The 23,450-nt window shown below is 63.8% G+C and carries 14 protein-coding genes; 10 read left to right on the top strand and 4 right to left on the bottom strand.

All coding sequences use genetic code 11. The features are described from left to right. Window positions 1-2: 2 nt before the first annotated feature. From AB3X89_RS08020 to AB3X89_RS07995, 6 genes are all read left to right on the top strand, one after another. On the top strand, window positions 3-2,651 hold the full coding sequence (locus AB3X89_RS08020) for a hypothetical protein (protein WP_368582677.1): 2,649 nt from the start codon (window positions 3-5) through the stop codon (window positions 2,649-2,651). After that, window positions 2,648-5,959: a hypothetical protein gene (locus AB3X89_RS08015; RefSeq protein ID WP_368582676.1), complete on the top strand. Its 3,312-nt coding sequence runs from the start codon at window positions 2,648-2,650 to the stop codon at window positions 5,957-5,959. Before AB3X89_RS08020 ends, AB3X89_RS08015 begins: the two co-directional genes overlap by 4 nt. Next, complete coding sequence (locus AB3X89_RS08010; RefSeq protein WP_368582675.1) at window positions 5,956-8,190, top strand: hypothetical protein; 2,235 nt, start codon at window positions 5,956-5,958, stop codon at window positions 8,188-8,190. Before AB3X89_RS08015 ends, AB3X89_RS08010 begins: the two co-directional genes overlap by 4 nt. Before the next feature lie 17 nt (window positions 8,191-8,207). Beyond that, window positions 8,208-11,597 carry a DUF6519 domain-containing protein gene (locus tag AB3X89_RS08005; protein WP_368582674.1) on the top strand — a complete coding sequence of 1,130 codons (3,390 nt, stop codon included), beginning with the start codon at window positions 8,208-8,210 and terminating at the stop codon, window positions 11,595-11,597. A gap of 10 nt (window positions 11,598-11,607) precedes the next feature. Then, window positions 11,608-11,961 carry a hypothetical protein gene (locus tag AB3X89_RS08000; RefSeq protein WP_368582673.1) on the top strand — a complete coding sequence of 118 codons (354 nt, stop codon included), beginning with the start codon at window positions 11,608-11,610 and terminating at the stop codon, window positions 11,959-11,961. A gap of 862 nt (window positions 11,962-12,823) precedes the next feature. Then, window positions 12,824-14,491, top strand: coding sequence for a hypothetical protein (locus AB3X89_RS07995; protein ID WP_368582672.1), 1,668 nt, complete (start codon window positions 12,824-12,826; stop codon window positions 14,489-14,491). A 1,340-nt stretch (window positions 14,492-15,831) separates the two neighbouring features. On the opposite strand, the gene AB3X89_RS07990 is transcribed toward AB3X89_RS07995, so the two are convergent. Together AB3X89_RS07990 and AB3X89_RS07985 are read right to left on the bottom strand one after the other, a co-directional pair. Beyond that, complete coding sequence (locus AB3X89_RS07990; protein ID WP_368582671.1) at window positions 15,832-18,414, bottom strand: DEAD/DEAH box helicase; 2,583 nt, start codon at window positions 18,412-18,414, stop codon at window positions 15,832-15,834. Then, complete coding sequence (locus AB3X89_RS07985; protein ID WP_368582670.1) at window positions 18,407-19,354, bottom strand: DUF1837 domain-containing protein; 948 nt, start codon at window positions 19,352-19,354, stop codon at window positions 18,407-18,409. Before AB3X89_RS07985 ends, AB3X89_RS07990 begins: the two co-directional genes overlap by 8 nt. A gap of 1,464 nt (window positions 19,355-20,818) precedes the next feature. Here AB3X89_RS07985 and AB3X89_RS07980 point away from each other — a divergent pair. From AB3X89_RS07980 to AB3X89_RS07965, 4 genes are all read left to right on the top strand, one after another. Beyond that, the gene (locus tag AB3X89_RS07980) at window positions 20,819-21,154 is read left to right on the top strand and encodes an ArsR/SmtB family transcription factor (protein WP_368582669.1); all 336 of its coding nucleotides are present in this window, start codon (window positions 20,819-20,821) and stop codon (window positions 21,152-21,154) included. Then, entirely contained in the window at window positions 21,147-21,626 is a 480-nt protein-coding gene (locus tag AB3X89_RS07975) for an SRPBCC family protein (RefSeq protein WP_368582668.1), read from the top strand. The genes AB3X89_RS07980 and AB3X89_RS07975 overlap by 8 nt, the downstream gene beginning before the upstream one ends. 119 nt (window positions 21,627-21,745) lie before the next feature. Further along, window positions 21,746-22,174: a VOC family protein gene (locus AB3X89_RS07970; RefSeq protein WP_368582667.1), complete on the top strand. Its 429-nt coding sequence runs from the start codon at window positions 21,746-21,748 to the stop codon at window positions 22,172-22,174. Window positions 22,175-22,305: 131 nt separating this feature from the next. After that, window positions 22,306-22,554, top strand: a complete 249-nt coding sequence (locus tag AB3X89_RS07965; RefSeq protein WP_368582666.1) for a hypothetical protein — start codon at window positions 22,306-22,308, stop codon at window positions 22,552-22,554. A gap of 28 nt (window positions 22,555-22,582) precedes the next feature. On the opposite strand, the gene AB3X89_RS07960 is transcribed toward AB3X89_RS07965, so the two are convergent. Next, complete coding sequence (locus AB3X89_RS07960) at window positions 22,583-22,867, bottom strand: hypothetical protein (RefSeq protein WP_368582665.1); 285 nt, start codon at window positions 22,865-22,867, stop codon at window positions 22,583-22,585. Between the two features lie 138 nt (window positions 22,868-23,005). Beyond that, window positions 23,006-23,332 carry a DUF190 domain-containing protein gene (locus AB3X89_RS07955; protein ID WP_368582664.1) on the bottom strand — a complete coding sequence of 109 codons (327 nt, stop codon included), beginning with the start codon at window positions 23,330-23,332 and terminating at the stop codon, window positions 23,006-23,008. Between the last annotated feature and the right edge of the window lie 118 nt (window positions 23,333-23,450).

Here is a 23,450-nt window from a genome sequence, read left to right as displayed (position 1 = left end):
CCATGAGCAACAGCGCCTCGCAGATCCTCGCCGTGCTCGGCCCGAACTGCCGCGACGACACGCGGCGGCAGTTGTTGCGCGCGCAGGGGGCGCTCAACGGCATCGATTTCGTCGAGTTCGACGGCACGGGCGGCGTATTTGTTCTGCATGTGCATTTCCTGCTGCCGCTGCCCGCCGGCGCCTACGGCCTGCCCGCCGATTCATCGCCGCTCCTAGTGCATGGCGGCACGCGCATCACCGGCATCCGCGTGCTGGGCGCGGCGCCCAACGCGGCCGACCCGCTGGTGCTCGACGTGAGCGTCGATCAGCAAGGTGACTACGCGCCGTACCTGCTGTCCATCGGCTGGACGCGCGACCAGTACGGCCGCCAGCGCTTCGCCTTTCCAGGCATCGACCGGCTGTTCTCCGTCGCGCCGGTGAACTTCCGCCCTGGCTGCCTCGTCGACTTCGACTGCGCGCCGTCGCATGTCTGCTCCAGGGAGCCGCTCGACGAACCGTTGATTGACTATCTCGCACGCGACTACGCGAGCCTGCGCCAGTTGCTGTTCGATTACGTGGCGCAGCACAATCCGCGCTGGCTCGAGCGCAGTCCGGCCGATATCGGCACCGTGCTGCTGGAACTGCTCGCCTACGCGGGCGATGAACTCAGCTACTTCCAGGACGCCGTCGCCAACGAAGCGTATCTCGACACCGCGCGTCAGCGCATCTCCGTCAAGCGCCACGCGAAGCTGATCGACTACACGATGCACGACGGCCGCAACGCGTGGACCTTCGTCCACTTCCGGGCGAACGGCATCGTCACGCTGCATCCCGGCATGCAACTGTTGACGAAGATCGGCGTGCCGATGCGCTTCGACCGCGATCCCGCCCTGCCCGCACCCGCGCAGCCGCTCCTGCCGCCGGGCGCGGTGCTGCACGAGATCACCGATCTCGATTACAGCACCGACCCCGCGCTCGCCCCGGTGCGCGTGTTCGAGATTGCGGCGAGCCAGCAGATTGATCCGCTCAACAACGAACTGCGCATCCACGCGTGGGGCAATGACGAATGCTGCCTGGCGCGCGGCGCGACCTCGGCCCACGTGTTCGCGGTCGATGCCAATGACCGCGCCGTGCCCGCGCCGCTCAAGGCGGACGATTATCTGCTCTTGGAGGAAGTGCGCGGCCCCGTGACCGGCGCGCAAGCCGACGCCGATCCGGCGCACCGGCAAGTGGTGCGCATCGTATCCGTCGATGCATCGGCGCGCGACGGCCTGTTCCTCGCCGCGCTCGCTCCCGTGACGCACGCGCTCCAGCCGGTGACCGTGCCGGTGCCGGCCGCCGACACGTTGCCGCTCACCGAAGTGATCTGGCGCGACGAGGATGCGCTCACGTTCCCGCTGTGCCTGACGGCACGGCTGCCCGACGGCACATTCGCGGAAGATATCTCTCTCGCTCGCGGCAACATCGTGCTCGCGGATCATGGTCGCAGCGTGCGCGAGAGCTTCACCTTCAGGCCGCCGCTCTCGGGCGACGCCGGCTTCCGGGTGCGCCTGAGCGAAGGGCCGCTCACGCAGCAATGCCAGCCGGCGCCGGCGGCCGGCACGTTCCCGCCGCAGCAGGAGCGCACCGAACTCGACCTCGACGTGCAGGGCGCGCGGCCGGCCGTGGCGCTGCAGGCGAGCGGCGGCGGCGCGCCGGCCGTGCAGTGGTCGCCGGCGCCCGATCTTCTGTCGAGCCACGAGTTCAGCCGGAACTTCGTCGCGGATGTCGATAACGAAGGGCGCGCGGTGCTGCGTTTCGGCGATGGCGAATACGGCAGCGAGCTCACCGATGTCGACACGATCGACGTGTGGTATCGCATCGGCAATGGCCGCGACGGCAATATCGGCGGCGACGCGCTGAGCCATATCGTCGTGCTGAAGGCGGACGCGGCGCTCGAACCCGCGATTGCCGGTCTGCGTAATCCGGTGCCCGCGCAGGCCGGCACCGACCCCGAGCAGATCGAGCACGTGCGTCAGCACGCGAGCGCGGCGTTCCGCGCCACGCAACTGCGCGCCGTGACCGAGGCGGACTATCGCGACGCCGCGCTCGGGCTGAAGGGTGTCGCGGGCGCGGTGGCGAGCTTTCGCTGGACGGGAAGCTGGTACACGGTGTTCGTCGGCATCGATCCGGTAGACCAGGACGAAGTGAGCACCGATGCGCGCGGCATCACGCGGCTCTCGGACGAGTTCCGGCAGAAGATCGAAACCGGGCTGGAGCGCTATCGGCTCGCGGGTTACGACCTCGAAATCCGCTCGGCGCGCTATGTGCCGCTCGACATCGAAATCCACCTCTGCGTGAAGCCGGGCTACTTCGCGGCGGATGTCGCGCACGCCGTGGCGCAGGCGCTGTCCGCCGGGATTGGCCGCGACGGCGCGCCGGCCTTCTTCAACGCGGCGAACTTCAGCTTCGGCCAACCCGTGTGGCTGAGCCGCATCTATGCGGCAGTCGACGATGTCGATGGCGTGGATTCCGCCGCCGTCACGGTGTTCCGGCGACACGGCGCGCTGCCCGCCGGCGAGCTGGAAAACGGCGTGATCGAAATGGGCGCGTGGGAGATCGCGCGGCTCGACAACGACCCGAGCAACATGGAAAACGGCACGCTCACCTTGACGGCCGGAGGCGGATCGTGAACCCGGGCGCCGGCGACTGCGGATGCTGCGCCGCCCCGGCGCCGGCCGCGCCCGCGCCGATCGCGAACCGGCCGGGCCTCGCGGCCATCGCCTACCGGATCGGCACCTTCGCGACCTTCCGCGAAGCGCTAATCGAGAGTCTGTCGCATACGCCGGAACTCACCGCGCTGCGCACGCGCGTGAGCGACGACTACACGATCACCGTGATCGAGCTCTGGTCGGTCGTGGCCGACGTGCTGACCTTTTATCAGGAACGCACCGCGAACGAGGCTTTCCTGCGCACCGCCACCCAGCGCGACTCGTTGCTACGCCTCGTGCGCCTGATCGGCTACGAGCTCGGGCCGGCGGTGGCCGCGACCGCGCAGCTCGCCTTCACGCTCGAAGCCGCCGCGCAGGCGTTGATCCCGGCGGGCACGCGCGTGCAGAGCGTGCCGGGCGAAGGCGAAAAACCGCAGATCTACGAGACGCTCGCCGCGCTGAACGGCGACGGCCGCCTGAACCGGCTGCGCATATTCGGGCGTCCGGTCGCCGTTCAGCCGCTCGCGGCGGGACAAGGCGCGGCCGTCGTCGCGCCCGATCCGGACGCGCTTGCCAACGCGGCGAAGCTCGCGCAAGGCGACCGCGTGATGCTGTATTCGAGCAGCGCCTTCGAAGTGCTCACCGTGCGCGACGTGAGCGCGCAGGACGGCATGCTAACCGTGTCGTGGAGCGCGCCGATCCATGGTTCGTCGTTCACCCAGGCGGCCGACGCGAGCAGCGCGACGTGCCGCGCGTACCGGCTGGGACGCGCGTTCCGGCTGTTCGGCGTCGATGCGCCGGCCTCGGTGGGCATCCCGGTGACGAGCGGCGCGAGCCTCGCGCTCAAGGCCGCGCCGACCGATTTCACGCGCAAGGGCGACGGCAGCGACGACTCGCACCTCACGCTCGACGGCCGCTACGAAGGCCTCCAGCCTGGCGCGACCGTGCTCGCGGTCGCCACCCTTGCCGGCGGCGTCCACGCGATTCCGTTCATCGTGACCGAGGTGAAGCAGCGCAAGGCCGAGCGCACGGCGACACCGGACGGCGGCGTCACCAACGTGACCGTCCAGAGCGCCGCCGCGACGACGCTGACAGTCAGTCCGCTCGGACCCGGGACGCTCGCGGATCTGACGCCGTCGGCGGGCGACGACGATGTCCACAACTTCGTCATCTACGAGCTGACCGGCGATGCGCTGCGCTTCTGGCCCTACGCATTTCCGTCGACTGCCGGTTCGCCCGACGTGTACCTGCCGGGCCGGCGCTCGGGCTGGAGCACGGTCGAGATCGGCCGCACGCTCGAGCGGGGGGCATACAAGCCGGGGGGCGACGTCGCGGCGGCGGACTTTCAGAGCGGCCGCGCCGTGCTCCTCACCGACGCCGCCGCGAGCGAGGTGATCAGCGCGCGCGTGGCGGGCGCGGCGCTTGCCGGTTCCGACGTGAGCTTCGCCCCGGGCGCGACCGATACCGCCACCATTCGCCTGCTCGGCCTCGACGCTGATCAGGCCGGACCCGTGACAGTTGCGCTGTCGGGGGCGCTGGGGACGAGCGTGAGCCTGTCGGGCGCGCGCGAGCTCAGCGTGCGCATCGGCGCGCTGCCGCCGCAGCGCATCGCGTTCGACGCCGCGAGTTCCGGCACGCTCACGCTCGCTCAGGCAGCCGCGGCGCTCCGGAAAGCGCTCAACGCCGCGCTGCCCGGCGCGCCGGGTTTCGCGCGCGCGCAGACCTGGGTGTTCGACGACGCCATCGCCGTGGCGGCGGGCGTACCGGAAGACGCCATCGCCTTCGCGCCCACGCCCGGCGATGCGCTCACCGTCGCCGCGCTCGGACTCGACGCCACGCAGGTGCGGTATCTCGACGGCGCGCTCTCGGGCGTTTTGCAGACCACGCAGCCGGCGAGCGGCCACATCCGCGTAACGCTCGGCATCGACGCGTCCCGGGAATACGGTGTGATGGTCAATTTGCCGGCTGGCGCGGCAAAGGCGGCGAGCGCTCTCGAGACGTCGCTCGGCGTCGTGCATGCGCGCGCGAGCGCCGATGGCGAGCGCATGCTAGTGCTGCCGAAAGCGCGCCCGGTCGAGCCGCTGGCGTTCGTGCGCATCTCCGTGTCGCCGGTGAACGGCGGCCCTTCGGGCGCGGCGCTCGACGCCGCCAGCGCCACGCTGCTCGGCAACGTCGCGCCCGCGAGCCAAGGCGAAACCGTGCGCGCCGAGATTCTCGGCGACGGTGACGCGTCGCAGGCCTGGCAGCCTTTCACGCTGCGCAAGAAGCCACTCACCTTCGTGCCCGCCGCGACGCCGGGCGGCCTTGCATCGACCTTGAGCGTGCTCGTCAATGGCGAGCAATGGGCCGAGACGCCGACGTTCTACGGCGCCGGGCCGCGCGACCGGGTGTACGTGACCCGGCGCGCCGACGACGGTACGGTCACCGTGCGCTTCGGCGACGGCGAGAGCGGCGCGCGCGCACCGAGCGGCCGCCAGAACGTCGTCGCGACGTATCGCTTTGGCGCGGGCCTCGCGGGCCGCGTGGGCGCGGGCAAGCTCTCGACGCTGCTCGACCGTCCGACCGGCGTGAAGGGGGTTACCAACCTGCTGCCCGCCGACGGCGGCGCGGACCCGCAGGGCCTCGACAGCGCGCGCGAGGCCGCGCCCGGTCAGGTGCGCACCTTCGGCCGCGCCGTGTCGCTGCGCGACTTCGAGGACACCGCGCTGACGGGCGGCGTGGTCGCGAAGGCGCTTGCCACCTGGGCGTGGACCGGCGAGCGCCGCGCAATCCATCTGAGCGTGGCGCCGCAGGCGGGCGGTGCGTTTTCCGCCGACGCCCTCGCGCGCATCTCGGCCACGCTCGGCACGGAGCGCGATCCGAATCACCGGCTGATCGTCGCCAATTACGCGGCCGTGCCGATCCGCATCGCGGCATCGCTCAATGTCGATCCGAAGCGCGAGAACGCGCAGGTGCTGGCGGCGGCGCGTGCGGCGCTGCTCGATGCGCTGTCGTTCGAGCAGCGCGCCTTCGCTCAGCCGGTGTTCCTGAGCGACATGTATCGCGTGCTGCAGGACGTCGAGGGCGTGGTTTCGGTCGATATCGATGTCCTCGACCTGAAGAGCACCGACGCGGGTTTTCGCGCGGCCCACGGCGTGGACGACAGCCTCGGCCAGCCGCAGCCGCGCATCCTGATCCTGCCCGCGCATCCGGGCGGCTGGCCGGGTGTCGTGCTGCCCGCCGAGCTGGCCGTGGTGGAGTTGCCCGCGCAGGACGTCGTGCTGCGCGCGAACGGAGGACTGTCATCGTGACCGATATCGTGACCCGGCAGCCGGACCGGCTGTTCCGCCTGCTGCCCGCGCTTTACCAGATCGCCGACGCCGCGGAGAACAACGCGCTGCGTGCGCTACTCGGGCTCATTACCTCTGAAGCCGACGCGCTGCGCGCCAACACGCAACAGCTCTGGGACGATTTCTTCATCGAGACGTGCCAGCCGTGGGTGATCCCGTACATCGGAGAGCTGATCGCCAACCTGCCGCTGCACGATCTCGATCTGGCCAGCGCCGCCGCCACCGCCGAGGCGACCTTCACCGATCTCGCGGGTCCGGGTCTCGCACCGGCGAGCGAGGTGCGCCTGCGCGCCGATGTGGCCCAGACCATTTATTACCGCCGCCGCAAGGGCACGCCCTCGATGCTCGAAAAGCTCGCGCAAGACGTGACCGGCTGGGGCGCGCATCTCGTCGAATTCTTCACGCTGCTCGACTGGAACCAGAATCTCGAGCATGTGCGCCCGGCGTGTCACGGCACGCCCGAGCTGCGTCGCGTCGATGCCGGCGACCGCGCAGGCGGCGCGTGGGATACGGCCACGCATACCGTGGACGTGCGCGAGATCGGCATGACCGAGGGCTGGTACAACATTCCGAACATCGGGTTCTTCCTGTTCCGGCTGAAGGCGCTGCGGCTCACGCGGTGCACGCCGCGCAAAATCGGCACCGACGACTGGCGGCGCACCTTCAGCCCGCTCGGCCAAAATTGCGCGCTCTTCACGCCCGGCGGGCCGGAGGACGCCGGCGAGCAGCGCACCACCGAACTCACCGTGCCCGCGCCGATCCGCCCGGCCGCCTTCTTCGAGGACGTGCGTAGCCTGCCGCTGCCGCCGCTGATCACGCAGGCGTCCGCCTATTACGGCGACGACATCGGCAACACGTCGAGCTTCGCGGTGTACGAGGACGGCGCGCTGATCCCGGCGAGCGACGTACGCTGCGCGAATCTCGAACCGTGGCTGGGCTTCGCGCAGCCCGCCGACAAGGTGCTCGTCGATGTCGCGCGCGGTCGCATGATGGTGCCGTCGAGCCGCAAGGGCGTCATCATCGTGTCGTGGTTTCACGGCTTCAGCGCGAGGATGGGCGGCGGGGAGTATGAGCGCGGCAACTGGCTCGTCGTGCCGGCGCCCGGCGCGGCCGTGCATTCGCAGGCCGTGAGCGGCGGCGACAAGGCGCTCGCCACCGCGCTCGCCGCGCCGCGCGCGACTTCCGAGACCATCTTCGAGATCGGCGACAGCGCGACCTATCACCTGAACGCGGATATCACCCTCGCGCCGGGCGAGCGACTGATCATTCAGGCGGCCGACGAACACTGTCCGCTCGTCATCCTCGACGGCGGCTCGATCGCGCTCACGGGCGGCGGCGCGCTCGCCGACGAGATGGCGGGACTCACGCTCGGCGGCCTGATCGTGGAAGGCGGATTGCGCGTTGAGGGCGATCTCGGCCTGCTCCGCTTGCTGCATACGACGCTCGTCCCCGGCCGCTCGGTTGAACAGCTTGCGACGCTGCCGCCCACCGGGCCCAGCGTGGTCGTGAGTCCGGGCCCGGCGGGCGCGCTGATCAACACGCGGCTCGAACTTCAGTTCGCGTTCTCGATCACCGGCGCGCTGCGCGTGCCCGCGCACGCCGCCAGGCTCATGCTGCTCGATTCGATCGTGGACGGCATCGAGCAGGACGGCGCCGCGGTGAGCGATGCCGCAGGCACGGGCGGCCCGCCCGCGCACATCGAGCGCTCCACGCTCATCGGCACGGCGCGTTTCCTGAAGCTCGAACTCGCGAGCGAGTCGATCTTCACCGATGTCGTCGAAGTCGACGAACGTCAGCAGGGCTGCGTGCGCTTTTCGTGGCTGCCGTGGACATCGCGCACGCCGCAGCAGTATCGCTGCCAGCCGGCTCTCGAGATCGCCCGTCAGACGACTCAGCGCAAGGAAGAGGCGGCCCGGACCGGCGTCGCCCTGCCGTCAGGCTGGGAAGCCCTGCTTGCGGACGCCGTCAACGCGTGGCTCAAGCCCGCCTTCACGAGCGTGCAGTATGGCGCGCCGGGCTTCGCGCAACTCGGCTACACGTGCCCCAAGGAGATCCGCACCGGCGCGCAGGACGGCTCGGAAATGGGCGCGTTCTGCGTGCTGAAGCAGCCCCTGCTGGAAAGCAATCTGCGCATCCGGCTCGACGAATACCTGCCGGTGGGGCTCTCGGCGGGCCTCATCTACATGAACTGATATCCCGCGGAGTCATCATGGCCGGCGACTACACCCGATGCACGTTCGACCCCATACGCGGCTACAGCGGCGTGCACAAGCAGCAAGGGCGCGTGAGCCTCGACGCCGAACACAACGAGCACGACGAGATTCTCGACCGGCGCAACCGCGCGCACGCCTATGACGTGTTCGGTCCCGCCGTGGTGCCGCAGACCGCGCCGGGCTTCAAGATCGGCGTGACGGGGACCGAGCTCGACATCGGCATCGGGCGCGCCTATGTCGATGGCATACTCGCCGAGTGCTTCGGCGACGTGTCCGACCCGACCCTCTGCAAGGCCGACAACGTGCTCGGCTTCATCACCGGCAATGGCGCGCTGCGTTACACGCAGCAGCCGTTCTTCTACGATCCGGTCTATCCCGCGCCAGGCACGGCCGCGGGCAAGTTCGATCTCGCCTATCTCGACGTCTGGCCGCGCGAAGTCACCGTGTTCGAGGAGGACCGGCTGCGCGAGCCCGCGCTCAACGGCCCCGACACCGCCACGCGCATGCAGACCGCCTGGCAGGTCAAAGTGCTCGCCGGCGTGAATCAGGACGCCTGCGCCAATCCGCCGCCTTCGTGGACGACGCTCATCGCGGCATCAAGCGCGCGGCTGACGGCGGCGCTCACGCCGAGCGCGCCGTCGCCCGGGCCGTGCGTGATCAATCCGGCGGGCGGCTATACGGGGGTGGAGAACCGCCTGTACCGCGTAGAGGTGCATCGCGCGGGCGTGCTGTCGGGCGCGGGCGGCGCGCAGGCCACCTTCAAGTGGTCGCGCGACAACGCTTCGTTAGCCGCGCGTGTGCTGTCGATCCGCAACGCGGCGGTCGCGGGGCAATCGATCATTGGGCTGACGACGCTCGGGCGCGACAAGTGGATGATCTTCAAGGCGGGCGATCACATCGAACTGCTCGACGACGATATCGAATTCGCGATGCGTGAAACGGGCGTCGGCGGCAGGCTCGCGCATATCGTCTCGGTCAACGAGGGCGCGAACGAGATTCAGGTCGATATCGACCTGTCCGCCTACGTGCTGCATTCGGACCGACATACGCGCGTGCGCCGCTGGGACTACGCCGCCAACAACGAGGATCTGGAGCGACCGGCCACAAGCGGCGCGAGCGTCGCGCTTGAGCATGGCATCGTCGTAACGTTCGGCGGCTCGGGCACGGACACACTGCATGCTGGCGACTACTGGGTTTTCGCGGCGCGCACCGCGGACGGCACCATCGATCCGCTGGACAACGCGCCGCCCCGCGGGCCGCTGCATCATTTCGCGCGCCTCGCGGTGATCGGCGAGGGCGCGCCGCCGACCATCATCACCGACTGCCGCATCCAGTGGCCGCCGCCGCAGCAGCAGCCGGGCGGAGGGAATGAAACCGGCTGCTGCACCAGAGTCGTCGCGCCCGGCGAAAGCATTCAGGACGCCATCGACGCGCTCAAGGAAGGCGGCTGCATCTGCCTCAAGACCGGCGTGCACAAGCCGCCGAAACCACTCGTCATCCCTTACTCGAACGTTCATCTGCATGGCGAGAGCGAGGGGGCAGAAATCAGGGTCGATCCGTTCAACTACGTATTGGCGATCGGCGGCGCGGGCGGCGCGGTCATCGAAGACGTGACGGTCGAGTCGATTCGCATCGTCGTGAATGGCGGCGCGGCCGGTGGCAATGCGGCGATCGTCGCGATCGTGAGCGCGAACCGCGTCACGCTCGCCGGCATGGAACTGTTCGTCGGCGACGGCGTGGCGGGCGCGCCGCCGAACCAGTACGTCGCAGTGTCGATCGACAGCGCCGCCGATATCGTCGTGCGCGACTGCGTCGCCTACAACGTGCGCTGCGCCGTCGCCGTGCAGGAGCACAGCGGGCGCGTGATCGTGCGCGACAACGACTTCACCGGACTCGTCCCGCCAGATGCGCCGGACCTGATGCTCGCGCCCGTCGGCGTGCTGTTCGCGGCCGTGCGCGGCGATCCGATCTGGGTGCACGGCAACGTCATCCGCCAGTTCGAAGCGGGCGTGGCGGTGGCGCCGCACACGAAGGGCGCGCGCGTGTCGTGCAACCGCATTCTGCGCGGCACGGTGCGGGCCGCCGGCGGCCCGCCGGTCACGACCGACGCGCTGCGCAGCTACCTGGACTCGTGCATCTACGGCATCGAGTTGCAGGGAGGCCTGTGCGTCGCGGAGGACAACGATATCGATATGCCTTCGGCGGGGCTCGGCGGCATTCGCGTGACCACGCCCGACGCGCGCGTCGCGCGCAACACGCTCGTCGGCAGCGCGCCCACGCAGGCGCTGATGGTTCCCGCCAGCATCTATTGCACGGTCGACGCCGCCACCGGCGGTAACGCGAGCGGCGCGACCGTCCGCGACAACCTGCTGGAGCAGCCGCAGACCGGCATCGTCGTATCGCGCGTGACCGGCGTGCTGGTGGAAGGCACGCGCTTCAATGGTCTCGGGCAAAGCTGGTACGGGGTGCGCTTCGACGACGCGCTGTTCTGCGGCGCCGAGCGCAATGACCTCGCGGCGGTCGGCGACGGCTTCATGCTGACCGGCGGCGATCACAACGTCGTGGCCAGCAATCGCGTCGTGGGCGCGCTCGCCGGCGTGCTGGCGCTAGGCGGCGGCCTGCTCGACGTGCGCGACAACGAACTCACGTTCACTCTGATGGGCGGCATCGTCGGGGCGACCGATACGGGCGACATCCTGTTGTCCCGCAATCGCATCGCCAATGCCGGGAGCCTGCCGTTCAGCAAGGAGATACAGGGCGCGGTGTTCGCGTCATCGAATGAAGTGCCGAGGCCTTCGGCGAGCACCTTGCGCATCGACTCGTGCGAGATCACCGATCCGGGCATCGCGCCGGACGGCACGCCCGCGAAGGGCGCCGTGCGCGGCATTCATGCGTGGGCGCCGAACTGCCAGATTCTGTCGAATCGCGTGGACTTCGGAACCGCGCATCCGCTGGACCCTTCTCAGGAACATCGAGCGTTGCTGCTGCTCGGACCGCGTTCGGACGAAGGCGAGCAGCGACGCCCGATCATCTACGGCGCGGCGCTGGTGAACGACAACGTGTTCAGAGGACCGGGACGGTCGTATCAGGTCGAACTACGCCGGACCAATATTACGGACACGGTCGGCTGGTGGTTCTTCAAATGCGTCTTCGACGGCAACGTCTGCGAGCATCACTTGACCGAAAAAGCGCTCGCGACTGCGTTGCTGGAGAGCCTGCATGTGATCGCGAGTTCGAATCACGTCAGCTCGTGGGTCCTCAATGTGCCATCGATAGCCGGTAACTCGGTCCGGCATGCGTGCGTCATCAGCAACATCACGACCGGCCAACTGGCGATTCCGAATGCCATTCCCACCGTCGCCGGCTTCAACATTCAGCTTCCCTGACGAGGCGACCATGAGCTATTTCGATGACCTTCAGGCGCTCGCGAAACTGCATGCGGAGATCGCCGACGAGCTGGATCGCAAGCTCGAATCCATCGGCGCGAAGCCCGATCCCGCCGTGATGCTCAAGAACCTGAGCGCGCTCGCCGATAGCGCTTCCGCCGACGTCGACGACGCGATCAGGCAGCGCGACGCCGTGACGCGCTACTGGGACGAGCGCATCGCGAGCCTGAAGGCGCAGGCCGCGGAACGGGCTCAGGCCGTGAAGGCGGCACAGGACGCACAGGGCGGCGCGCCGGCACCGGAACCTCCCCCGAAGCCCGCGCCGCGGGTCGTCGCGAAGAAAGCGGCGCGACAGCCGAAGTGAACATGGAGGCACCCCGAATGCCAAAGATACCGGATCGACAGGCCGCGATCTTCGTCCCGACCCTGCACGTCGGAACGACACGCAGGGACCGCAAGTGACCGGCGGGCGAGTACGACCGCGAGGGCTGGGACGGCTCCGGCGTGCCGAATTTCAAGCTCAATCGCACGGGGTCGCGATTCGGGATTCGCGGCGTGGATCTCGCCGTGTAGTTCGAGCGCAAGGGCCGGCTGTACTTTCTGTGCGGCGAACCGCTTACCAACACTGATCCCACTGGGAGCGGCCGAAGGGTGGACGATGGTCTGGAAGAAGCCGCAAATGACTGCTGCGCCCAGAGCGCGCCCATGAGCGAGGCTCTCCATTCCTGTCCGACCAATGCGCGCAGCGTGCCGTGACTGACGAGCCGACTGTGGAAAGAGTCGTGACCCGCGCAAAAGACGTTTCCAAAGACCAAACCATCGGAGGTCGACCCTCGACATCACCGCCCAAATAAAGAAGCGGTCACTCACGGACAGATACGGTAGGACACTGGAAGTCGCGTAAGCCCAGCGAACAGCGGCTGAAGTTTCGGCAGACTCAGGCGCTTCTCGGTGTATCCCCGAGATTTGCGGAACTGTTGTCGCAAGTCGCGCTGCAACTGCCTTACGCGTTGCGCTGGCGAAGTTTGGTCCGGGTGTGCTCGCCGGCGACTCCGCCTTGAATCACCTGGCGTCATTGGCCGTCAAAATGCCGATGAATAAACCCTGCGTCCTGCACAATTGCATGCGAGTAGGGACGTGCTGAATTCTGACAGGCGAGGGTTGCACAAGTCGAAGCTTCGAAAATATCATTTAACAGCGGAGCGGCTATCCTGCCGGAGAAGAAAATGCACGCGAATGCACGCACCACATTGCTCCTCGGCAGACTTCTTTGCTCCATAGTCTTCGTGCTACTCGCGCTCTCCACGTTTTCCAAGCCTGCGCAGCCCTTGACGCCGCCATCAGATCGGTGTCGATCGCCGCATGGATTGTCGGAAGCCGAGCAGTCTGCCTGGACCGATATTTGCGCTCGAGCTCTTTTGCCCATGCGGCATTCTTGCGACGACAACGCACCAACAATGGGACACCGTTTTAATGTCAGAGCAAATTTCATCAGAATGGTTCTATCTGCCAGTCCGTATAAGGACATTTTCGACACTCAACATGCAGCTGACTTTGTCAATATTGATGTCGAAGGCGACCTCGACTTAAGCCGATTAGAGCTACCAACGTTGCTGTTTGACTCGGTTGCAGTAGGCTCAGTGAATTTGGATAAATCGAATATAAAAGGCGATGTCGAGTTTTGCAAGTCGGACGTCTGGAATTCGATACGGGCCGTTCAAGCGCGAGTTAGTGGAAACTTCGGCGTAGTCGGTTATAAAGAGGTGCGCTCCAGATCTTACCCGCACATCAATATTGACGGCTCCGAAATTGGCGGAATGATTTACATAAATAACATTGTTGTTGGGGGGTTTGATCTATCGGGATCTGCTGTGGCGAAATCAGTTCGCAGCACCAACGCGACGTTTTATTTTTTTCGCATTGAAGAGTCGGAAATTAACAGCAGTTTAGTTCTGACCGACGTTCGCATCTTTCATCCGCATCCGTCGTCGGGCGACTGCAGGACTGGATACGACAATGACGATGACACCAGGATCCGCTTGGCACGGGTGGGGCAGGAACTTCGATTTGAGAATGTTGAGTTAAACACTCGTTTGGTGCTAGTAGATACAACGGTCAGAACTAATGTACTGTTGGACGGCAGCAAACTCCGCGACGTTTGCGCTATGAATCTCACGGTGCAAGGACTCCTCCAGTTTTGGGGAACGAACTGGGCCGACAACTCGCGATTGGACCTACGATATGCGTCCGTAGGCAGGTTCCTGTCGGCTTACAGTCCATCTGCATGGCCACCGATGATTGTTCTGACAGGGCTGTCATTTGGAGCGTTTGACCCGTTGCATGATCCACGTGATCAATTGGCGCCGGAGAAATGGTTCCCCCTGTGGCTTGAGCGCGGTACGCCCAAGTTCCAAGCTCAACCGTATCAAGAGGCGATTCGCTTCCTAAAAAATGCCGGTTTAGACGAGGCAGCAGTTGAAGTCGGCTATCAAGCAAAAGATCGTCAACGTAATGCTGCATGTGCTGCGCGAAATTTCAGCGACTGCATTATCTTGACACTTTCTAAAAAACTTGTTGGTTACGGTTTTCGGCTTTGGTACTCGCTTATATGGTCGTTTGTATTTGTTTTCATCGGAAGCTTTGTCTTCTTTAACACGCACGAAATCGGTCCGCCTCGACTGAGCAATCACAGGCCTAATACTCGTGGGCGCGCAGTATGGGCAATAATCTACAGCTTCGATATGCTACTTCCAATAGTAAAGCTTAAGGACTCAAACTACGACGTGGATATAGCGAGCAAAGCGCAGTATTATCTTTATTTTCATAAATTGATGGGGTGGATATTGGGAACATTTATATTGGCTGGACTTACGGGATGGACACGTTCAATCTGACCTCGTCGGTTCGTGGGGTTGAGATTCTCATATTGGTGCCACTTGCATCGATTGAATTGCTTGTGACCGCTGTGCTCTCAAAAAACGCCGGTGGAGCTCTGACGGCTAGATGCTATGTGGGAGGACAGCGGCAGTAAGCCGATGCCCTCCCACATAGCATCTAGGCCGCGCCCGCGGCTCGCCAGTGAATTGATGTCGGTCTCGGCTATCGGCGACCGCATGGCGTTCAGGACCCGTTCGCGGCTGGAGACAAAGCGCCGAGCCGCATCAAAGGCGCGGCATAGTTGCGAACTCAGCGCAGACGCTAAATGCGCGCGTTTGCGGGAAGGGGTAGCCCGAGAAGGACGCGTCCGAAAAGCTCTGCCGAGGGGTTTACCGGCATGGGAAAGTGAGATGCCATGGCGTGGAGGTCACGGAATTATCGCTCGACGGGCCCCACAGGCATCAGACTACCCCCAGATTACGCACTAAGTCATCAGAGGCGGCGAGCGCGATGTCGCAGATTACAGCACCGTCCGTCCGGTACCGCGCACGTTGTTCCTGCGTGAACTGATTCCCGGCTTCGGCACTTCACGGTAAATTCGTGGCGGAAACGCCTCATCGAACGCTGTGCTCAAGGGTGTTGGGACCGTCGACGATTCTCGGTGAGAAGAGCACTTCACATGCGTACAGTGCCAAGCGGCTTTTGTTCGCATTCTTGCCGGACCACCGAAGAGTCAAATAGCCTTCACGCGGTACACCCGGATACCATCCGTACTGTGGAATGGTTGCACGTCAGACAAGGCTTCGTCAGCACCGAGCCCCCAGAGCTTGTTGCGTTACAGCCGTTCGCCAATGCTGATCCAGCAACGCCAGAAGCCAGAAAATTTGTTACACGCGACAAGAACCAGGCGCCACGAGGGGTGCTCGTCGTGCGCTTCCGCGTACGAGTCCCGGCGTCGAAAGATTGGAAGGTCTTTTACCTGCTCGAGATTGAGCGAAGAAGGGAGCGCGTAAAGCAACGCGGCACCGTCGTTCATACAGAGGAAAAGGGCTGCCGCGGCCTTGTAGCGACTTTGGCACCCGAGACAGAGTTCCGGGAGTGGCTATTGAAAACACTCTCAAGCATCCGTCACGTTGTCGGGAGAGTACAAGAATTGAAGTTCTTGCATCCGGACGCGCTCGTCACGTTCAAGCATCGTCCGTCCAAAAAAGCCTCCCAATCGCCCACTCCGGACAGCTGCCGTGCTGGTGTTCACAAAAGCACGCATTGCACTCTAACTGCCCGACCTACCTATACCCAGCCGGTCCTCCACCCCATTCTCGCGCGCAGGCGAGAAGGCGTGGTGGGCAACGGGATGTCAGCCTGGCTGCAGCAACTTCAGCCGCGACAACTCTGCGAGGATGACGCTTGAGACCTTCAATTCATCACCACGGCGGGAGCGCAGCCATGAGCGGATTTGCGATGCCGTCCAGTCCGTGCTCTTGATGCGCTTGCCAAGCAGCTGCGCTGAGATTCGAGACATGCCGAGTTCAATCAGAGAAATGACCGTGCGGGTACAGGCGCCGAGTTCCAGAGCCAGTGACACCGGATAGATATCGTCGGCTGCCTTCGTAAGACCTGCCTCGCGCAGCGCCGCCGAGAAGCAGTCACAGTACGCGCGTGTCAGCTGAACGTACGTAAAGTGAAGCGTCTTCTCGAGCAGTTCGAAGATACGCCGCACGGCCGTGTTCGAATTGGTCAATCCACGAGCGTCTTTTTTCGGGCGCTTCGGTGCACGGCGGTAAGCGAGCTCTCCCTCGACCAGGGCGGCAATTGTCGCGCCTTTCATCCACGCATTTGCCTGATGATTCAGATATCGCGCCCACTTCTCCGACGCCTTGCCCTTCAGGCGTTCTTCAATGGCAATGAACATCCGCTGGTAGCAATGATAGCTGTCACGCTGCATTGGATGCGTGGGATAGTATTCGTGCCACGTGCCATCCGCGACGCGAGCCTCCAGAAATTCATACATCGCCTGAAGACGCCACGGCGAGATGAGCCAATTCCGGTCCATGACCGGCAACGGCACTTTCAATTCATTGAGGGCCTCTTCCAACTGTGTTTGCAGGTTTTTCGCCTCTTCCGCGTCGAGATGCGCCGCCGAGCGCGCAATCGTCTCCTGAAACGTTCCGCGGCGCACCCGACTCAACATCAGGCCCGCAGCCGCCTCATAGTCACGTACGTCCTCGAAAGTCGCGTCGACCTGCCCGCGCTTAGCGATGTACTCTTCGAGGTTCGGCAGTCCCGGGCCCAAGACTTTGCTTAGAGCAGGCTCGACCTTCACCTGGGGAGGATTGTCGAGCAACTTCTCCGGCCAGTTGTCGTAGTCAACGAGAAAGACGTTTCCGGCAACATCGTGCGAGAGCCGCCCTGCCCGACCAACAAAGTTCCAGACGTCGTCCTCCTCGAGTTGGGCTGACGTCCCGCGCTTCACCTTGTCGATGAAGACATTTCGCGCGGGCAGATTGACCCCTTGGAATAGGGTCGTCGTGCACGCGAGATAGGTCAGACTGCCATTGCGGAAAGCATCTTCCAGCGCCTGCCTCAGCAGCGTTGGCATAAACCCATAGTGAAAGCCGACGCCACGTAGGACGCAGTATTCCAGGGTGTAGTCGCGGTGGACGTCGCTGCGAATAAATCGCGCCAGCTCGATAAGCCCCGCATTGTCCGTTTCGGGACGTTTTGTTGCAATCTGGAGAGCTATATCTTCCGCATTTGCTTGACCCGATGCATAGATTAGCGAGCCGCCGGCCGCGCCGAGTTCAAGGCAGACTGCAGCGAGCAGACCACTGCGGCCCCCGAAACCCTCTTCACGATGCAGGTGAGCAATCTGCACCCGACGGCCGTTGTCCATCATCTCGAGGGTCAAGTCTGTCGCCGAGTCGGCCTTCGTCTTCACCACGATTTTCGTTGAGACGACCGGCGAGTCTTGCGTAAGATGCGTCTCTACTTCCGGCCGACCGACGGCTGCGGCAAGGTTGTCCACGCGGCTTGCCATCGGCGCGATGAAATACTGATGGCAGCGCGGATTCGCTCGGTTGATGCGTTCGAGGCACTCTTGCAGAATCATCCCGCGTGAGCCGTCACCCATCTGTTGGGCTTCGTCGACAATGACGAAGTCGAAGGACGCCGACGGCACTTCGTCGAGGTAGGAAAGCAGGCGCTCTTGCGTCACGACAAAGACCTGCCGCGCGCGGGCATCGGCGTCCACAATCGGAACGCTCGTGATGCGAAGTGTCGGGTCGTCTGTCCCGAGCGACAAGGCCAATTTGTCCTGCACCTCCGCCATCAACGCACGCGTCGGAACGATGTATGCAACGTGTACGACCGACGCCTCCTTGATCTTCTGGACGACGTACTCGCGCACGACAAACGATTTGCCCGCCGAAGTCGGAGCCGAGATTGCGGTGGAGCGGCCTCGTGCGAGATCCTCCCATATGTCGAACTGAAAGTCCGTAAGCGGAATCTCGCCGCTCGGCAGCTTGACGGTATTGTGGTAGCGCCGCGCAAAGTCGCGCACGTGCACAACCCTCGGCAAACTGTCCTCTTTTACGCCCTGCTTTTGTCGGATGAAGCGCGATGCCGGAAAGTTTCCCAGCTCCGAGAGAATGTGGCTGCATGCGGCCACGATTTCGGGACCGCGCTGTGCAGCGACACCATACAGCGCAATCGTCTGTGCGAGCTGATGGCTTCGATGGTCGTCGTCCATCGCAAAGCAACTGGCAGACTCGACAAGCCTACTAAGCCGCTCCTCTTCGTCTTCGCCATCATCAATGTCGAGCTGCAAGTCGGCGTTTTCCGTCAGCGCAGCAATGCCGCTCGCGCACAACCATGAGTAGTCCCGCTGGAAGGACGGATTGTTCTGAATGCGCTTCGCGAGTCGCGCAGCAAAGTTAGCCATTGCTCAACGCCCTCTCAAATTCTTTGCGGAATTCGGCCACACTCGGAAGCCCGAGGACGAAGGTCACAATCTTATCCTCGGGAAGGTCTCGCTTCTTGTAGGCCTTGCTGACTGTCGCGCGCCGGTCTTCACAACCTTCACTGAACGCTTCTGCCAGCATATCGTTTGCGTTCTCTCCAGACACATCCTCGAAGGCTGGCTCGTTGTATGCAAGCAAACACGCATGCGTGTCAAGACGCTTCGCCGTCTGCGCGCCAGAGTATGGGTCGAGGAAGTCTTCGAGTGCCTGCTGCGCAGCGTCATCAAGCTGGTCGAAGTTACCCAAATCCAGTGCGAGGCGAAGTTCAACTGACCGCTGTTTTCCACTGCGGAATTCGTCGATAGACTTCGAGGCGTCTTCCGCCGCAGAGTCAATCGTCTTGTGCACCTTCGACTCGAGATAGATTACCTCAAGCTGGTCCAAAGCAGCCCGATACTTGACGTGGACGCCATCAGCTCCGAACACCGGCATCGTTGTATTCGTTTTCGTGTGCATTTTTGCAATCGCCATCGGCGCCCGCAGAAAGTGTTCAACGAATACATAGGCGAGCATCTCCCCGGCTTCCCCCGAGCGCGCTGGAAATTCTTCGCGGTATTTTTGAAAAGCGTGCCGGGCGTCACGACGCAGCGTAGCTATTGCGGCGGTCAAATCAACTAGATTCTTCGCATACCGCTGCACTGTTCTCGCGACGCGCTTTCGAGGAAGGCAATAGCCGATAATCTGGTCAGCAAGTTTCGCCGCCAGCTCCATCATCATCGGTTCATCGTCGCGCAATGCCAAAAAGAACTGCCGGATTGACGCGCCTTCTGATTGCAGCTCAGGATGCTCAGTACAAAAGGTTGGGATCCAATCCATTGTCCCGAGCAGACCGTTTAACTCTGCTTCAAGATTGTGTGACACCGTAACGCCTTTTTATTCTCGTAGCCGTCGACTCATTGCAAGAGCGCGATGACCCCCAAAATTATGCGTAGCGAATAGGCCTGATATGGCTGTTCCCCGAACTGCCATATCCTACCGCATAGAATAAGTTTTTCGTATCGGCGACTGCTCGACAAGATTGCGTTCGGAGGTGAACTATTTATATTGGTGCCCCCACGATTGCCCGCATGCCGCGTCGTGACCAGCCGATTCGCGGCGGTGCGGCGACCTAGTTCTGCGACGACGAAGCCGAGAGACCCGTGATTAGCGCGGTGCCGTTTGTCGGAGCGATTTCTTGCCCGTCACATGCTGGAAGAATACGTCTACGTCACTTCTCGCCTTCGCCCGATTGATGGCGGTTGAATTCGCGAACTGCGCCGCGGCGCCGTGAACATATCGCCCCACAGCAGTAGCCGCTGTCCGTTGCTTTCGACCACGTACATCGTATGGCCGTATACTGGTCTCGCGAGAATGCCGGCGCCAAGCTCCGCCTCACCATCGGACAAGGCTAGCTTTCCCGCCTCCTCGTACGGCGTCATCGAAATTCCGCGGCATCGAAGAAGCGCGCGGCCGACGCCGGCGCTTTGCGCTTCTCTTCGTCGCTCATCCAGTAATTCACGTCGTGGCGATTCGCATGCACCATAGCGTTCGGGAATGCGCGACGATTACCGCCAGATTCTCTGGGAGGAGATTCTTCTGCCGGCGCACGCCGAGCCAACAAGTCCGGCTGGAGGGAAAGTGCAAGCCAAATTGAACAAACTGAACCGCCGCCTCGTAGACGTGGCGCGCACCAAGCGTGCGCCTGCCATTCGGCCAGCTTCGCGACAAAGGAGAATCAACTGATGCTCGCCATCTAGCTCTGCAGTGCAGAGCTAACTCAACAAGTTGAATGATTCTCTAGCAACGAGCACTAGATCACGGAAGCCGTCGCACGTTGTCCGCGGTCCAGATAGGAGATGACCGTCGACGTCACAGTGCACTGCCAACGCATCCACGGCTTCTTTGCTTTACAGGGAGCTGCGATGTGGGCCCACCCACATCACTTCCGCAGTGAGCACGTTAAGCCGCAAGGTCAGCGCGACGCCGCCAGCGAACCCGAAGGCCGAAAGCCGGCGCTTCAACCACGCGAGCCGGTCGCGTTGAACATGCCCCCGAATTTTGGCCAAACGAAGATGCGCCCTGTGCTCCGCGGCGCACATACTCTGTGCGTCATTGTCGTTCTATCAGAATCACCTCTTCGATAGCAAAGCTCCCGGGAAATTGTGCGCTGCACACCGAATTTCGAGGTTCCCGCACACTTTGTTGTTCCCGAAACGTAATTTTTGCCTTCCCGCAGACTTTGTTGTGCCCCGATAGTGGGACCCACGAGGCTTCCCCACTCTCCTTGACATGCAAGCAATCTCTTGCCTATAGTAAATGCAACAGATCACTTGCCTATAGCCGTTCATGGCCGAGCTTCCCGACGACACAGACCTGCTGTTCAAAGCCCTCGCCGATCCGAGCCGGCGCAAGCTGCTGGACGTTCTGCACGCGCACGACGGCCAGACCCTGAACGACCTGTGCGAGCACCTCGACATGACGCGGCAAGGCGTCACGCAGCATCTGGGCCTGCTGGAAGCGGCGAACCTCGTCGTGACGGTACGCAGCGGGCGCGAAAAATTGCACTTCCTCAATCCGGTGCCGCTGCAGCAAATCTACGAGCGCTGGATTGCCAAGTTCGAAAAGCCGCGCCTGATGGCGCTCTCTACCCTGAAACGACGCCTGGAGAAAGGCAATGACTAGATCCACATTCGTCTACGTGACCTATATCCGCACCACGCCGGAACAGTTGTGGTCGGCACTCACCGACGCGGAGTTCATCAAGCAGTACTGGTTCGGCATGCACTGCGATAGCGAATGGACGGCGGGCTCGTCGTGGAAACTCGTGTCGAGCGCGGGGGAGACTTTCGACGCGGGCGAGATCATCGAGGCTGTGCCGCCGCGGCGCCTCGTGATTCGCTGGCGGCATCAGAAGCGGCCCGAGTTGCAAGCCGAAGGCGATTCACGCTGCACTATGGAACTCGAACCGAGCGGAACGGCGGTCAAGCTGACGCTCACGCATACGATCGAGCGCGATCAGTCGAAGTTCATCGAAGCCGTGTCGGGCGGCTGGCCGAAGATCATGTCCAACCTCAAATCGCTGCTGGAAACCGGCTCCATCGCGTTGCAGGAGGCATATCCGGCCAATGGCGGCAGTCATGCCGCGAAGGCATGAAGCGGAGGGTACACTGAAGAGCAGCAGGTGTCGCGTGCTCACAGGTTCGATAGCCGACCGTCCGCGAAATCACGCTGATAGAATCGTCTGCCTACCCTCGCCCGTCTCAGGGAATCAGCATGGAAATCCAACCCTATCTGTTCTTCAATGGCCGTTGTGAGGAAGCCATTGCGTTCTATCGTTCGGCGCTCGGCGCGCAGGAGTTGCTGAAGCTGCGCGCGAAAGACGCGCCGCCCGATCCCGCTCGCCCGGTCGCGCCCGAACACGCCGACAAGATCATGCACGCGACGCTCGTCATCGGTAACACGCACGTGCTGATGTCGGATGGCGATTGCCGCGGCGGCGATACCGTGCACGCGGGCTTCAGCCTGTCGGTCACCGCCGACGACCAGGCATCCGGCGAGAAATATTTCAACGCGCTGGCGGACGGCGGACAGATCACGATGCCGTTCCAGCAGACCTTCTGGACCAGTGGCTTCGGCACGTTGATCGACCGCTTCGGCGTGCCGTGGATGGTCAACGTGCGGCACGAGGAGCCCGCGGCATAGCCTTTGGAGCGGGCCTCCGCTGAGCCGCCTGCTGCGCGCGGTTCCGCGTCCCGTTCTATTGAGCGCACGAGCCCCGAGCGCATGGAACGGCGCATGCTGCTCCGAAAGCGAACCAGCCACGAGAACCGTCGATGCAGGAAGTTCATCTCCACCGCGGCTTCACCATCACCGTGCTCGTCGAGGACGACCCGGCCGGCGGTTCGTCGATCACCACGCGAATCGATCGCACCGATACCGACGCTCGCGACCTCGAAGCCTGGACCGCTCCGCGTCATGCGCGCTCCGCGCTGCGCGGCAAACCCGCGATCGGCGAGGCCGTCGACAATGCCCAGCGCGCGATCGACTCAGCATTGGGCGACCCCGATCCGTTGGACGAATAGTTAGGCCATGCGCCCGTCCGAGCGACGCTTACTGCGTCGCGGACGCCCCGCTCGCCGGCGTGCTGTGGACCGCCGCGGCGGCGCTCGCGGCGGGCGACGCGCTCGCTGCCGCGCCCGCCTCGCCGTTCGCGCGATTCGCCGCGTCGCTATCGCCCGGTGTGCCACGCGGACTCGCCGAATTGCTCATGACACCGCTGCTCATCTGGCCCGTCGAGATGCGGCCGTTCTCGGCCGACCGCTTGCAGCCGGATGCGCCCGTCATCAACGCAATGGCCGATAGCGCGATCAGCATGTTTGTCGCAGCTTGTCGCATGATTCGCTCTCCTTGGGATGACTCCAGTAGCGAAGCATTCGACATGCCCATCACAGCCCTGTGCGGCTGCATGCCCGCGCGCGTACGCGGACCAGGTCGAGAAAACGAGGTTCGGGACCTGCCATCGGGGCCGGCCGTTCAAGCCCCGTCGTCCTCTCCGACGACTCCGAACTCGGCCGTCGCTTTCACGTAGAACAGATGCAAACCCTCAGCGCGCAGACGATCGAACAGCCGATCGGCTTCGTCGCTCGTCACCGCCATCACGACGGACAACGGTTGATCGGCAAGCTCGAAGAAGTGCGCGGAGTGAATGCGATGATGATGGCCGATGCCCTCGCAAGCCGGAATCACGGTCGCGCCGCGCAGGCCAAGTTCGCTCGCGAGACGCACGAGCCAGTCGGCAAGCGGCTTGCCATGATGGCTGCGCCCCTGCTGGGTGAAGAACGTGATCTGAAAGCCCTGCATGTCAGTGCCTCCCCAATGCGGGTCGGGCCGGATGAAGCGGCGCTTGCAGCCGATTCGGGCATACCGGCTCGCCACATCACGGCTCAGGAAGGTGATGACACCAGTTTAGATGTCGGGC

The sequence above is a fragment of the Paraburkholderia sp. BR14320 genome (assembly GCF_040948665.1).
GTDB classification, from domain to species: domain Bacteria; phylum Pseudomonadota; class Gammaproteobacteria; order Burkholderiales; family Burkholderiaceae; genus Paraburkholderia; species Paraburkholderia youngii.
This window is presented reverse-complemented; position numbering and strand designations above follow the sequence as displayed.

What these genes read in the sequence shown, in the direction of transcription:
- AB3X89_RS08020 (WP_368582677.1), top strand. Translation starts at nt 3, where the DNA reads ATGAGCAACAGCGCCTCGCAGATCCTCGCCGTGCTCGGCCCGAACTGC.
- AB3X89_RS07995 (WP_368582672.1), top strand. Translation starts at nt 12,824, where the DNA reads ATGCACGCGAATGCACGCACCACATTGCTCCTCGGCAGACTTCTTTGC.
- AB3X89_RS08005 (WP_368582674.1), top strand. Translation starts at nt 8,208, where the DNA reads ATGGCCGGCGACTACACCCGATGCACGTTCGACCCCATACGCGGCTAC.
- AB3X89_RS07990 (WP_368582671.1), bottom strand. Translation starts at nt 18,414, where the DNA reads ATGGCTAACTTTGCTGCGCGACTCGCGAAGCGCATTCAGAACAATCCG.
- AB3X89_RS07960 (WP_368582665.1), bottom strand. Translation starts at nt 22,867, where the DNA reads ATGCGACAAGCTGCGACAAACATGCTGATCGCGCTATCGGCCATTGCG.
- AB3X89_RS07975 (WP_368582668.1), top strand. Translation starts at nt 21,147, where the DNA reads ATGACTAGATCCACATTCGTCTACGTGACCTATATCCGCACCACGCCG.
- AB3X89_RS07980 (WP_368582669.1), top strand. Translation starts at nt 20,819, where the DNA reads ATGGCCGAGCTTCCCGACGACACAGACCTGCTGTTCAAAGCCCTCGCC.
- AB3X89_RS07965 (WP_368582666.1), top strand. Translation starts at nt 22,306, where the DNA reads ATGCAGGAAGTTCATCTCCACCGCGGCTTCACCATCACCGTGCTCGTC.
- AB3X89_RS08000 (WP_368582673.1), top strand. Translation starts at nt 11,608, where the DNA reads ATGAGCTATTTCGATGACCTTCAGGCGCTCGCGAAACTGCATGCGGAG.
- AB3X89_RS07955 (WP_368582664.1), bottom strand. Translation starts at nt 23,332, where the DNA reads ATGCAGGGCTTTCAGATCACGTTCTTCACCCAGCAGGGGCGCAGCCAT.
- AB3X89_RS07970 (WP_368582667.1), top strand. Translation starts at nt 21,746, where the DNA reads ATGGAAATCCAACCCTATCTGTTCTTCAATGGCCGTTGTGAGGAAGCC.